Origin of the sequence: Telluria aromaticivorans (assembly GCF_013003915.1) — a bacterium.
Lineage (GTDB): Bacteria > Pseudomonadota > Gammaproteobacteria > Burkholderiales > Burkholderiaceae_D > Telluria > Telluria aromaticivorans.
This window is the reverse complement of the sequence record NZ_JABAIV010000001.1, coordinates 422,847-436,273: the sequence shown is the minus strand read 5'-3', so window position 1 is coordinate 436,273 and position 13,427 is coordinate 422,847. Positions and strand designations below refer to the sequence as shown.

General features: G+C 65.4%; 11 protein-coding genes. 7 read left to right on the top strand and 4 right to left on the bottom strand.

Annotated elements, in window-relative coordinates; translation table 11 throughout:
- Positions 1–140 precede the first annotated feature (140 nt).
- The 3 genes from HGB41_RS02005 to HGB41_RS01995 are packed head-to-tail and all read left to right on the top strand — an operon-like array spanning position 141 to position 3,388.
- A complete protein-coding gene (locus HGB41_RS02005; RefSeq protein ID WP_171080576.1) occupies positions 141–527 on the top strand; it encodes a hypothetical protein in 387 nt (128 codons plus the stop codon).
- Positions 528–1,997: an ATPase domain-containing protein gene (locus tag HGB41_RS02000; RefSeq protein ID WP_171080574.1), complete on the top strand. Its 1,470-nt coding sequence runs from the start codon at positions 528–530 to the stop codon at positions 1,995–1,997.
- Positions 1,998–2,005: 8 nt separating this feature from the next.
- Positions 2,006–3,388, top strand: coding sequence for a hybrid sensor histidine kinase/response regulator (locus HGB41_RS01995; RefSeq protein WP_171080572.1), 1,383 nt, complete (start codon positions 2,006–2,008; stop codon positions 3,386–3,388).
- Between the two features lie 30 nt (positions 3,389–3,418).
- Here HGB41_RS01995 and HGB41_RS01990 read toward each other — a convergent pair whose 3' ends face one another.
- Entirely contained in the window at positions 3,419–4,612 is a 1,194-nt protein-coding gene (locus HGB41_RS01990; protein WP_171080570.1) for a pyridoxal phosphate-dependent aminotransferase, read from the bottom strand.
- A gap of 570 nt (positions 4,613–5,182) precedes the next feature.
- The gene (locus HGB41_RS01985) at positions 5,183–6,697 is read right to left on the bottom strand and encodes a peptide MFS transporter (RefSeq protein WP_171080568.1); all 1,515 of its coding nucleotides are present in this window, start codon (positions 6,695–6,697) and stop codon (positions 5,183–5,185) included.
- A gap of 222 nt (positions 6,698–6,919) precedes the next feature.
- Here HGB41_RS01985 and HGB41_RS01980 point away from each other — a divergent pair, with 222 nt between their 5' ends.
- Entirely contained in the window at positions 6,920–9,313 is a 2,394-nt protein-coding gene (locus tag HGB41_RS01980; protein WP_171080566.1) for a glycoside hydrolase family 31 protein, read from the top strand.
- Between the two features lie 156 nt (positions 9,314–9,469).
- Here the strand turns inward: HGB41_RS01980 and HGB41_RS01975 are convergent, their stop codons facing one another.
- Complete coding sequence (locus HGB41_RS01975) at positions 9,470–10,093, bottom strand: LysE family translocator (RefSeq protein ID WP_171080564.1); 624 nt, start codon at positions 10,091–10,093, stop codon at positions 9,470–9,472.
- 79 nt (positions 10,094–10,172) lie between these two features.
- The gene (gene xth / locus HGB41_RS01970) at positions 10,173–10,976 is read right to left on the bottom strand and encodes an exodeoxyribonuclease III (protein WP_171080561.1); all 804 of its coding nucleotides are present in this window, start codon (positions 10,974–10,976) and stop codon (positions 10,173–10,175) included.
- 181 nt (positions 10,977–11,157) lie between these two features.
- Here xth and HGB41_RS01965 point away from each other — a divergent pair, with 181 nt between their 5' ends.
- From HGB41_RS01965 to HGB41_RS01955, 3 genes are read left to right on the top strand one after another with little or no spacing between them, the layout of a single operon-like run.
- Positions 11,158–11,988 carry an ABC transporter substrate-binding protein gene (locus tag HGB41_RS01965; RefSeq protein WP_212760793.1) on the top strand — a complete coding sequence of 277 codons (831 nt, stop codon included), beginning with the start codon at positions 11,158–11,160 and terminating at the stop codon, positions 11,986–11,988.
- A 19-nt stretch (positions 11,989–12,007) separates the two neighbouring features.
- Complete coding sequence (locus HGB41_RS01960; protein WP_171080559.1) at positions 12,008–12,703, top strand: amino acid ABC transporter permease; 696 nt, start codon at positions 12,008–12,010, stop codon at positions 12,701–12,703.
- A gap of 7 nt (positions 12,704–12,710) precedes the next feature.
- Entirely contained in the window at positions 12,711–13,415 is a 705-nt protein-coding gene (locus HGB41_RS01955) for an amino acid ABC transporter permease (RefSeq protein WP_171080557.1), read from the top strand.
- Positions 13,416–13,427 lie beyond the last annotated feature (12 nt).

The window sequence follows — 13,427 nt, the reverse complement described above, 5'->3', positions numbered from 1 at the left end:
GCAGAAAAGACAGTTTGCCGTGTCAGCAAGGTATAATTCCTGTTGGACCGGCCTGCCTTCGCCGCCGTCCAGGCCGCGGGCCGGGGGGTGCCACGGGCCCCGGCAACCACCATCCGTATTCATTGTTCCTCGACGACGACATGACCATCAGTACGGGCGCGCAAGATCCGGCCCCAGGGAGCAACGAGCTTTTGCAGCCCTGGCGGCGTATCTCGCTGCAGCTGTGTCCGCTGATCGGCGAGAGCGGCTTTTGCGCCTTGTTCGGCCGCGCCGTCCACATGGTCGGCCCCGACCATGCCTGGCTTGCCCCGCAACAGCCGTGCCGCTCGCCCGACCAGCTGTTTGTCCTTCTGGCCGAACGCCTCGCCACGGTCGAGCTTGGACGAGCCACGGCCGCGAACGACACCTTGCTGCAGACCTTCACCCAACTACTCGCAACGCTCATCGGAGAGGCGCTGACCCAGCGCCTGCTCGCGTCAGCGACGGCCAGTGCTGACCAGCCGACGAATGTACAGGAGCAGAAATAAATGACCGATAAAGTGACCTTGGGGAAATTGGCAACGGGCGTACCGGGGCTGGACGTTCTCTTGGGCGGCGGCTTGAACGAATTTTCGTTCAACCTGATTAGCGGGGCTCCCGGCTGCGGCAAGACCACGATGGCCCACCAGATCATGTTCGCGCTGGCCGGGCCAGGCCGGCGCGCGCTGTTCTTTACGGTGCTGGGCGAGCCGCCGCTGAAAATGCTGCGCTACCAGCAGCAATACGCCTTCTTCGACATGGACAAGGTTGGTACCTCGATCCGCTACGTCAATCTCACGGCCGACCTGCGCGCCGGCGATTTCAACTGCGTGCTCGAACGCATCACCAAAGAGGTGGAGGATTTCGCCCCGAGCATGGTTTTCGTCGATTCCTTCCGTTCCGTGATCCAGACCGGCCGCGGCGGAAACGAAGGCACCAGCGACCTGCAGTATTTCGTGCAAGAGCTTGGCACCCGCATGACGAGCTGGATGGCGACTACCTTCCTGATCGGCGAATACCAGCAGAACGAAGTCGAAGCCAACCCGATCATGACGGTGGCCGACGGCATGGTGGCGCTGAGCCAGCAGCAAGAGGGCGACGCCGTCGTGCGGAAAATCCGCGTTGTCAAGATGCGCGGCCAGGCTCACATGAGTGGGTCGCACACCTTCCGCATCACGTCAAACGGATTGCGCATCTATCCGCGCCTGCTGCCGCCGCTGGCGGCCGGCCTGCACGAAGGCGCGCCGGTCGATACCGATCCGACGCGGATCCCGACCGGCACCCCGGGCCTGGACGACATGCTGCACGGCGGCCTGCCGCAGGGGCATTCGATGCTGGCCATCGGGCCGACCGGCTGCGGCAAGACCATCATGGGCACGCGCTTCCTCCAGGCCGGCGTCGCCCTGGGCGAAACAGGTGTCGTGATGTCGTTTGAAAAAGGCACGGGACGCCTGCGCAATGCCGGGATGGCCGCGATGGTGCGGGCAGGGCAGGTGGTGCTGGTCGAAAGCCGCCTGATCGACCTGACGATGGAAGAGCTGGAAGACGAGCTGCTGGCTGCGATCGATCGTACCGGCGCGCGCCGGGTCGTGATCGATTCGCTGTCCGAAGTGCCGCTTTACCTTGCGCCGGAATGCATCCGCAACCTGCGCGAAGGGGTGTTCCGCATGCTGAGCAGCCTGGCCAAGCGAGGCGTGACGGTGCTGGTGACGGTGGGCCTCGACGAGCAGGCGCTCAACATGAACTACGCGCGCGCCGACATGGCCTATATCACCGACGCCATCGTGGCGATGCGTTATGCAGAGGTGGACGGCCAGGTGCGCAGGTATATGGCAGTGGTCAAGGTACGTGGCAGCAGCCATAGCGCCGACGTGCGCGAATACCGCGTCACCGACGATGGGCTCGAGATCGACCCCATCGCGGCCCCTGTCAACGGGGTGCTGTTCGGCCGGACCGACTACGTGAATTCCGGCGATTGAGACAAACCATGGGGACGTACGATGAATCGGCAGCCGGCTCTGAACAACGTTCCCTGATGGGCGACGAAAACACCCTGGGTGGACTGCTGCGCGAGCAGGACCTGCACCATCGCATCGCGGTGCTCGAGGCCGAGCTCTCGCATGCCCGCGTCCTGGTGCGCGAACGCGACCGCCTCGAAGACCAGGTCACGCAGCTGCGCGAAGCCAACGAGAACCTGGTGATGGCCACCGTCAGCGCGCAATCGCTGCGCGACCTGGCCGAAGCCACCAACCGCCGCCAGACCGAATTCCTCGCCATGCTGGCGCACGAACTGCGCAACCCGCTGGCGCCGCTCTCCATGTCGGCGAGCCTCCTGCAGAACATCGTCGGCGCCTCGGGCCCGGCTGCCGCCCAGCTTGGCCAGGTGGCCGGCGTGGTGCGGCGCCAGGTCGACCAGATGGCGCGCCTGCTGGACGACCTGCTCGATGCCGCGCGCATCAGCAGTGGCAAGATCACGCTCGCGGTACGCCCGCTGGCGCTCGGCGCGGCACTCGACCAGGCGATGGAAACGGTCGCGCCGCGCATCCGCGAACGCGGCCAGCATCTCGAGCTCGAGCTGCCCGGCGCGCCGCTGGCCATTGAAGGCGACCCGGTGCGACTGACCCAGGTCTTCGCCAACCTGCTCGGCAACGCCTCCAAATACACCGGCAATGGCGGACGCATCGTGCTGCGCGCATGGCGCGCCGGCGACGAGGTCGTGGTCGAAGTGAGCGACAACGGCACCGGCATCTCGGCCGAGATGCTGCCCCAGATCTTCGACCTGTTCATCCAGGGCCCACGCTCGCTGGCCCGTTCCGAAGGCGGGCTGGGTATCGGCCTGAACGTGGTGCGCAACCTGGTCGGCATGCATGGCGGGACGGTCGCGGCGGCGAGCGGCGGCGAAGGGCAGGGCAGCACCTTTACCGTGCGTTTGCCGCTGTCGTGCTCCGACGCGCCCGTGCCCGAGTTACCCTCCGGGCCGAGCACGGCCGAAGACGCCTGCCGTATCCTGCTCATCGAAGACAATGCCGATGCCTGCGATACGCTGCGGGCCTTGCTGGAGCTGGCGGGCCACGAGGTCGTGACCGCCTACGACGGCCATGCCGGCCTGGCGGCGGCGCAGGCGCGTCCTTACGATATCGTGATTTGCGACATCGGCCTGCCGGGTATCGACGGGCTGGAAGTGATGGAGCAGTTGCGCCGCGCTCAGCCGGCGGGTGGGCCGTTCTCGATCGCGCTGTCGGGCTATGGGCAACTCGAGGACCGCGAGCGGGCGCTGGAGGCGGGGTTCGACCGCTACCTGGTCAAGCCGGCCGCACCGGACGCGCTGCTCGAACTGGTCGCCGAAGCGCGCGCGGTGCGCGAAGCTTAGCAGGGCGCCCGGTTTGAGACGTTCGCCCGGCTACTTCAGTACCCGTGCGATGCGGCCGACGGCTTCCTCGATGCGCTCGAACCGGGTGGCGTAGGAAAACCGTACGTGCCTGCTTGGCGCCGTAAAACCGAAATCATCTCCCGGCACGATCGCCACTTTCGCCTCGCGCAGCAGCGACCAGGCAAACGCGGTGCTGTCGTCCCGGTGCGCGTGCTGCAATGCGCTGATGTCCGCATACACATAGAAGGCCCCATCCGGCATCACCGGCACCTGGAACCCGAGTTCTCGCAGCGCGGGGACAAGAAAGTCGCGGCGGCGCTGGAATTCGCGCCGGCGCTCTTCATAGATGCCGAGTGCCTCCGGCGTGAAGCAGGCCAGGGCGGCCTGCTGGGCCACGGTCGGCGCGCAGATAAACAAATTTTGCGCCAGCTTTTCGAAGGTCGGCACCAGGGCGTCGGGCACCACCAGCCAACCCAGGCGCCAGCCGGTCATGCTGAAGTATTTCGAGAAGCTGTTGACGGTGATGACGTCGCTGTCGAGCGCCAGTGCACTGGTTGGCTTGTGGTCGTAGGTCAGGCCCTGGTAGATCTCGTCGATGATCGCGAAGCCGCCGCGCCGGCGCACCGCGGCCAGCATGTCGCGCAGCTGCCCTGGCGTCATCGAGGTTCCGGTCGGGTTCGAGGGCGAGGCCACCAGCACGCCACGGCTGCGCGCGGTCCAGTGGGCGTCGACGTGGGCGGCGCTCAGCTGGTAGCGGTCTTCGCTCGATGCGGGAACCAGCACCGGCTTGCCGCCGAAGCTGGAGACGAAATGGCGGTTGCACGGGTAGCATGGGTCGGGCATCAGCACTTCGTCGCCTTCGGCCACCAGCGCCGCGCAGGCCAGCAGCAGCCCAGCCGAAGCGCCGGCCGTGACGACGATGCGGCGCGGATCGATGCCCAGGCCGTGCACGGATGCGTAATGGCCGGAGATTGCCTCGCGCAGCTCGTGCAGGCCGAGCGAGTCGGTGTACTGGGTGATGCCGCCGCGGATCGCATCCATCGCCGCCTGCGCCACGATGTCGGGCGCGGTGAAGTCGGGCTCGCCGACGCTCATGCTGATGACGTCGATGCCGCTGCGCTTCATCTCGTTGGCGGCCTTGACCATTTCCATGACGCGGAAGGGTTCGATGGCGTGGACGCGCTGAGCGACCTGGAGGGCGCGGGGGGAAGGGGTGATAGGCATGCTGAGATCCGAAAAGTCCGATCCGCCATCTTACCGTAGGGTGGGCGGCTTCGCCGCCCGCGCGTTCAACCACCCTGTGCAAAGCTGCAGCGCGTCTTTTCAACCGGATTTGAACGCGCGGGCGGGAGACCCGCCCACCCTACGATGTGCGGCACAGCATAGCTCGGCGATTACTGATGCGAATGATGCGTCGCCGTTAACCTGCGCATCAGCGGCAATGCCGCCAGCGCAATCAGCGTGCACACGATCGCGGCGATCCCGCGCTTGTTGAACTGATGACGTCGATGCCGCTGGGCTACATCTCGTTGGCGGCCTTGACCATTTCCATGACGCGGAAGGGTTCGATGGCGTGGACGCGCTGGGCGACCTGGAGGGCGTGGGGGGAAGGGGTGATAGGCATGCTGAGATCCGAAAAATCCGATCCGCCATCTTACCGTAGGGTGGGCGGCTTCGCCGCCCGCGCGTTCAACCACCCTGTGCAAAGCTGCAGCGCGTCTTTTCAACCGGATTTGAACGCGCGGGCGGGAGACCCGCCCACCCTACGATGTGCGGCAGAGCATAGCTCGGCGACTACTGATGCGAATGATGCGTCGCCGTTAACCTGCGCATCAGCGGCAGCGCCGCCAGCGCAATCAGCGTGCACACGATCGCCGCAATCCCGAGCTTGTTGAACAGGTTCGTATACACCGGCAGCGTCTGTACCGGGTCGACCATGTCGCGAGGGACGCTGGCGATGTTCGCCACTACGCCGCCCAGGTATTGCGAGATGCCGACGCCGACGTAATACGCGCCCATCATGAAGCCGCCCATGCGTGCCGGGACGTAGCGCGCGATCATCGCCAGCCCGAGGCCGCTGACCAGCAGTTCGCCCAGCGAATACAGGCCGTAGCCCGCGATCATGATCCAGGACGAGGTCAGGCCGTCCGTGGCGAACTGGCCGGCCACGCCATAGGTGAAGAAGCCTGCCGCCACCACCGCGAAACCAAGTGCGAACTTGCCGGCGATCGACAAGTCCTTGCCGCTGTTGCCGGCGCGGGTGTAGACCAGGGCCAGCACGGGGCTCAGCACCATGATCCAGATCGCGTTCAACGCCTGGAACTGCGCCGGCGACCAGGTCCACAGGTGGCTGCCCAGCACAGTGAACTCCAGGTCCACGTTACGCAGCGCGAACAGCGACAGCGAGGTCGACATCTGCTGGTAGAAGATGAAGAAGAACACGGTCTGCAGGGTCAGTACCAGTGCGGCGATCAGGCCTGCGCGTTCGCTCGGTGCGCTGGTGCGGATCAGGTGGAAGAAAATCCCGAGCACCACGATGCCGGCCACGTAGACGAAGGCGCGCGCCAGCCACTGGTATTCGAGGATGACGGCCGATGCCGCCACCGCCACCACGCCGCCCGCCAGCACGGCCAGCAGTTTCTTCACGTCGAGCGGGCGCGCATCGGGCGGCGAGCCGATATGCCCAATGGTCTGGCGCAGTACGCCCACGGTCAGCAGGCCGATGCTCAAGCCGACGCTGCACACGGCGAAGGCCACGTGCCAGCCAAGGTTGCTGCCCCAGGTGGCGTTGATATGGTCCTTGATCCAGGGCGTAGCCAGCATCGAGAAGGTCGAGCCGACGTTCACCGCCATGTAGTACATGGTGAAAGCGCTGTCCATCTTGGAGTCGTCGCCTTCGTAGATCTTGCGCACCAGGTTGGCGGTGTTCGGCTTGAACAGGCCGTTGCCGACCACGATCACGCCCAGCGCCGAGAAGGTCATCCAGGTATTGGTGGTCGGTACTGCCATCAGGGCGTAGCCGAGGGTCAGGATCAGGGCGCCGAGGATCATGCAGCGGCGGGTGCCGAGCACATGGTCGCCGATCCAGCCTCCGATGGCCGGCGCCACGTAGATCAGGGCCGCAGCAGCACCCCATACGAGGTTGGCGCGGCTGTCCTCGAAGCCGAGGCGCTGCACCATGAAGTACACGATCAGCGCCTGCATGCCGTAGTAGCCGAAGCGCTCCCACAGCTCGATCAGCGCCACCGTCATGAATGAGCGCGTTTGGCTTACGCCCTGGCCGGCCGCCAGTGGAATGTCGTTCTTCATCTGTCTCCCTCGTATCGTTATCGTATGCCGTGGTCCGGCAGCCGGGCGATCCTACGCGAGGTGCATGGAAGAAGCAATCTTGACAGGGGCGATGTGGGAGCGTCGCGCCGCGAGCGGTTATGTAATTTTATTACACGGCCCCTGTTTCGCGCGCCGGAATTCTGGCATGCTCTCGCATGCGCTTTTCGTCGGCTTCTTGATAACTTTCGACCCCCGGGATCTATGACCACTGCACCGTTCGTCCGCCTGGCCCTGTGCCTGCTCGCCAGCCCGCTCGCCTTCGCCCAGAATGCCGACCGGCAGCTGGAGCGGGTGTCGCACAATAACAATACGCTGGAGCTGGCCACCAGCGATGGCCGCTACCTGATCAAGCCGTATTCGGCCAACGTGGTCGAGACCACCTTCATCCCGAACGGCCAGCAGCTGGATGCGGCCTCGCATGCGGTGGTGCTGGCGCCAGTCGACGTGCGCCCGACCTTCAAGGCAGACGGCAAGCGCATCGAATTCGGCACCACGGGCATCACGGTCGTCGTCGACAGGAGCCCGTTCCGCATCAGCTACCTGTATAAGGGCAAGGCGCTGGTGGCGGAGAAGGGCGGCTACAGCCGCGGCGACAAGTTCGAGACCATCGAATTCGCGCTGGACGAAGGCGAAGCGCTGTACGGCGCCGGCGCCCGCGCGGCAGGTATGAACCGCCGCGGCAACCGCTTCCAGCTGTACAACCGCGCCGATTACGGCTATGGCGCGACCTCCAAGCTGCTGAACTTCACGATCCCGATCGCGCTGTCCTCGAAAAAGTACGCGATCCACTTCGACAACCCGCAGACCGGCTTCCTCGACTTCGACAGCCGCAAGGACGGCACCCTGCGCTTCGAAGTGAGCGGCGGGCGCAAGACCTACCAGGTGGTCGCCGGCGATACCTGGGACGGGGTGATGGCCAACTACACGGCCCTGACCGGACGCCAGCCGCTGCCGCCGCGCTGGACCTTCGGTAATTTCGCCAGCCGTTTCGGCTACAAGACCGAAGCGCAAACCCGCGCCGTGGTCGACAAATTCATCGACGAGAAAATCCCGCTCGACGCCGTCGTGCTCGACCTGTTCTGGTTCGGGAAGACCGTCAAGGACACCATGGGCAACCTGGCCTGGGACCGCGACACCTTCCCCACCGCCGAGAAGATGATGGCCGACTTCAGGAAGAAGGGCGTCAAGACCATCGTCATCACCGAGCCATTTGTTCTTACTACATCCCTTCGCTGGAAGGAAGCGGTGGAGCGCAAGGCGCTGGCAACCGGCAAGGACGGCCAGCCGGCGACATACGATTTCTATTTCGGGAATACCGGCATCGTCGACCTGTACCGGCCGGAGGGACGCGACTGGTTCTGGGACATCTACAAGGGCCTGAAGGAAGGCGGCGTGGCCGGATGGTGGGGCGACCTGGGCGAGCCGGAAGTGCATCCATCCTGGGTGCGCCATGGCGCGAACGGCGAGAAGGGCGCCGACGAGGTGCACAACATCTACGGCCACGACTGGGCGCGCCTGATCTTCGACGGCTACAAGAAGAACTTCCCGAACGAGCGCCCGTTCATCCTGATGCGCGCCGGCTATTCGGGCTCGCAGCGCTTCGGCATGATCCCGTGGTCGGGCGATGTCAGCCGCAGCTGGGGCGGACTGCAATCGCAGATGGAGATTTCGCTCCAGATGGGCATGCAGGGCCTCGCCTACATGCATTCGGACCTCGGCGGCTTCGCCAACGCCGTGCTGGACGACGAGCTCTACCTGCGCTGGCTGCAGTACGGCGTGTTCCAGCCGGTGTTCCGCCCGCATGCGCAGGACGACGTGGCGCCGGAGCCGGTGTTCCGCTCCGATCGCACCAAGGTGCTGGCGCGCGAAGCGGTCTGGCTGCGCTACGCCATGCTGCCGTATAACTACACGCTCGCCTTCGACAACAGCCAGACCGGCACGCCCCTGATGCGCCCGGTGCTGTTCGAGGAGGACGAGGCCACCACCTTGGCCTCCACCTACCTGTGGGGCCGCGACTTCCTGGTCGCACCGGTGACCGAGCCCGGCGCCACCCGCAAGGAAGTGCACTTCCCGGTGAAGGACAGCGTCTGGTTCGACTTCCACACCGGCGAAAAGCACCGCGGCGGCATCCTCGAGGTGGTGAAGCCGGTCGAGGCGCACATCCCGGTGTACGTGCGCGCCGGCGCCTTCATCCCGATGGCCAAGGTGGTGCAGAGCACGCGCGACTATTCGACCCGCCAGGTCGACCTGCACTACTACCACGATGCGTCGGTCGCCGGCAGCACCGGCAAGATGTACGACGACGACGGCGAGACCGCCGATGCCTTCGAGAAGGGCCAGTACGAGATCGTGCGCTTCGCCAGCAAGTTCGCAGCCGGCACGCTGGAAATCGGGCTGCAGACCGAGACCGGCAAGGCGCAGGCGCCGCAGGAGCGAGGCTTCTCGGTAAAGGTGCACAACGTGCAGGCCAGGCCGCGCGCCGTCACGGTCGATGGCCGTGCGGTGAAGTTCGTCTGGAACGGCAAGCACCAGCTGCTCGAGGTGCCGGTGGCGGCGCGCAAGCAGCCATCGGGCAAAGTGGTGATTACGCTGTAAGGCGCTCCGCGGCGGGTCGGGCGCCCCCGCTGCGAGCCAGTGTTTGCTTACACCGTTACCCTAAAAACCGTCGTCCCGGCGAATGCCGGGACGACGGGCGGAGGGAGCGGGCCGGGTTTGGTCGCTACGCTGCTTCTCAAGCAGTCGCAACGCATTTCAGCGCGCCACGATCAGGCGCAACCCCAGCCCCACGAAAATCGCCCCCGCCACCCGATCCAGCCACATGCCCGCTTTCGGCGTGCGATTCAGCCACTGCCCGATCGCTCCCGAAAAGTAGCCCAGCAATCCAAACAGCACCGCCGCCTGCAGCGTAAAGGTCAGCCCCAGCCACGCGATCTGCCAGTTCGCATCCCCGCGCGACGCGACCACGAACTGCGGCAGGAAAGACAGGAAGAACAGCACCACCTTCGGATTGATGGCATTCGCCAGCAGCCCCTTGAAGAACAACTGGCGCGCCGATTCGTCGGGCACGCCCGCCGCAACCTGGGCGGCGCCGCTGCTGCGCAGGGCCTGGTAACCGATCCAGACCAGGTAGAGGCCGCCCGCCACCTTGAGCGCCGTGAAGGCAGTGGGCGACGCCGCAATGAGCGCGCTGACGCCGATCACGGCCAGCAGCGTGTGGTTCAGGCAGCCCAGTGCGCAACCGAGGCCGAAGGCAATGCCGCGCGCGCGGCCCTTGGCGATGCCGACACCCAGCACCATCATGTTGTCCGGGCCGGGCGAGAGCGTGATCAGGATCGCAGCGGTGAGGAAACCAAGGAATTGTTCGGGCGTGAGCATGGGTCAAAGCTGGTCGGGAATGGGACCAGCATAGTACCGCAGAGTTCGCCAAAAGTTGGGCTTCCGACCAGGCTTTCGGTCAGCGCTTCGCCTTCGGCTGCACGATGGCGTCCAGGTCCAGCTCGACCCAGGTCGGTGCATGGTCGCTCGGCTTTTCCTTGGCGCGCTGGAAGCGGTCCACGCCCGCGCCGCGCAGCGCCGGCGCCAGGGCAGGGCTGAGCAGCAGGTGGTCGATGCGCAGGCCGGCATCGCGCCCGAAGGCATTGCGGAAGTAATCCCAGAAGGTATAGATGGTCTGGTCCGGGTACATGTTGCGCAGCGAGTCAAGCCAGCCCTGCGACATCAGGCGCTCGAAGGCGGCGCGCGTCTCCGGGCGGAACAGGGCGTCGTCGACCCAGCGTTCCGGCTTGTAGACGTCGAGACCGGTCGGGATCACGTTGAAGTCGCCGCACATCACCACGGGCACCTTCGCCTCGAGCAGTTCCTCGCCGCGCGCGATCAGGCGCTCCATCCAGGCCAGCTTGTAGTCGTATTTCGGCCCCGGCGCCGGGTTCCCGTTCGGCAGGTAGAGGCCGCACACCAGCACGCCCTGGTAGGCCGCCTCGATATAGCGGCTTTGCTCGTCCAGCGGGTCGCCCGGCAGGCCGCGCTGCAGCTCCTGCGCCGGGCCCTCGCGGGTGAGGATGGCCACGCCGTTCCAGCTTTTCTGGCCATGCCAGATCGCGTGGTAGCCGGCATCCAGGATGGCCTGCTCGGGGAATTTCTCCTGCGGTGCCTTCAGCTCCTGCAGGCACAGCACGTCGGGCTGGCGCTCTTCGAGGTATTCCAGCAGCGCCCCAATGCGGGCGCCGATTCCGTTGACGTTGTATGTGACGACCAGCATGCTGTCTCCGCGTTCAGTCCATGAGCTTGTTATGACTTTAGCATGGCAGCTTGCGCGCACGGATGGCTGGGCTTGTCCCTTATAGCCGAGAGAGCATTTTCATATGGCAAATTGATCGTTCGTGAAGCTGGACGCTTCCCCTATACTCTTTCGATTGCTATTTCGCTGTATGGAGAATTTCATGTTTACTCGCCGTCACCTTATGCTGGGCGCCGTCGCCCTGTCCGCCAACCTGGCGGCTGGCGCCGCTCATGCCGACCAGCTCGCGGACATTAAAAAGAAGGGAGAGATCGTGTTCGGGGTGCTGGGCACGGACGAACCGAACAGCTTCATCGAGCCGAAGACCCGCCAGCTGGTCGGCTACGAAATCGACCTCGCCACCGCGGTCGCCAGGAAGATCGGCGTCACCCCTAGGTTCAAGCAGATGTCGGTATCAAGCCGCATCCCGGAACTGCAGCAGGGCCACGTCGACGTGCTGGCGGCCACGCTCACCCACAACAAGGAACGCGAGTCGCAGGTGGACTTCGCGCTCACCCATTTCGTCACCGGCTCGAAGGTAATGGTGCGTGCCAATAGCGGCATTGGCGCGCTGCCCCAGCTCGCCGGCAAGAAGGTGGTCACGGTCCGCGGCGGCACCCAGGAAACCAATATCCGCAAGGCCGTCCCGAGCGCGGAGGTGGTGACTTTCGAGAATACCCAGCAGGCCTTCCAGGCGCTGCGCCAGGGGAAGGGCGTCGCCTACGTGAACGATGAATCCTCACTGCTGGCCGACTACGGCAAGCTGGGCGCGGCCGCCAAGGGCTTCACGATCCTCCCAACCAGCATCGGCACCGAGTCGATCGCGCTGGGCTTGCGCAAGGGCGAGAAGAGCCTGAAAGCAGTCGTCGACGCTACATTGCGCGAACTGGAAGCCAGCGGCGCGGCCGAACAGCTGTTCAACAAATGGTATGGCCCGGGCACCCGCGCCAACATCGCCAAGCGCCAGTTCAAGATCAGCACCGACAAGATTTAAATAGACCTGGACCACCGGTTTGCCGTTTTTCGATCCCGCCATCCTGCAGTCCGGCCAGTATCACGACTGGCTGGTGCAGGGTCTCATCCTGTCGCTCCAGCTGACTGCCGTCAGCTTCGCCTTCGCCCTGCCGTTCGGCGCGCTGGTCGCCCTGATGCGCACCGCGTCGTTTGCGCCGCTGCAGGTGCTTGGCTCCGCCATCGTCGAAGGCATCCGCAACGTGCCTCTGTTGGCGCACCTGCTGTTCTGGTATTTCGCCTTCCCCGAACTGCTGCCGGATGGCGCGCGCGAATTCCTGTACGCGAACAACCCGGAAGCCGTGTGCGCGGTCATCGCGCTGGCGCTGTACAGCGGCGTACACATGGCCGAGGACATCCGCAGCGGCATTCGCGCGGTGCCGCCGTCCCAGTTAGAGGCGGCGCGCTCGCTTGGTCTAGGGCGCCTGGCGGCCGTGCGCCTGGTGCTGCTGCCGCAAGCCTTCCGCGCCGCCACGCCGCCGCTGCTGTCGCAGACCGTCAACCTGTGGAAGGACACCAGCGTGGCCACGGTCATCGGCGCCGCAGAGATGATGTACCAGGCCGCGCGGGTGGAGACGGCCAGCTTCCGCAGCGTCGAAGCGTTTACCTTTGCGACCCTGGCCTACCTGACGGTGTCGCTCCTGATCTCCTTTGCCGCCCATTTGTTCCAGCGGCGCTACCCGGTCCGTCCGGCATGAGGGTGTAATGCTGGAACTGATCGATACCTACTGGTTGTATTTCCTGGTCGGCCAATATCCGGACGGCCCGCTTGGAGGGCTGGCCCTGACCGTGCTGCTGTCCGGTGCGGCGCTGCTGCTGGCGATGCCGCTCGGCCTGGTGCTGGGCGTGGCGCGCGTCAGCAGCCGCCCTGCGATCCGCTGGCCGGTGGGCGCCCTTGTGCAGGTGGTGCGCGCCGTGCCGCTGCTGCTGGTGGTGTTCTGGGCCTACTTCTTTCTGCCGGCCGTCACCGGCGTCAAGACCGGGCAGGCCACCACCATGCTGATGGTGCTGGTGCTGTTTGACGCCGTCTACCTGGGCGAGATCGTCGCCGCGGGATTGCGCGCGCTGCCGAAAGGGCAGCTGGAAAGCGCCCGCTCGCTGGGCCTGAGTTACCCGCAGGCGCTGCGCCTGGTGGTGCTGCCGCAAACCCTGCGAAACGGCCTGCCGTCGATCGTCAGCCAGCTGGTGTCGACCATCAAGGCCACCTCGCTCGGCTATATCATCGGCCTGTCGGAAGTCTCCTTTATCGCCACCCAGGTCAACACCCTGGTCTTCACGCGGGCAGTCGAGGTCTACCTGATCCTGGCGCTGACCTATTTCATCCTCTGTTTCGGCCTGTCCCGCCTGGCGTACCTGGCCGAGCGCCGCCTGCAAGGCCGCGCAGTCCGGGTCGACATGCACGTCTCGTAAAAGAAAGCCATC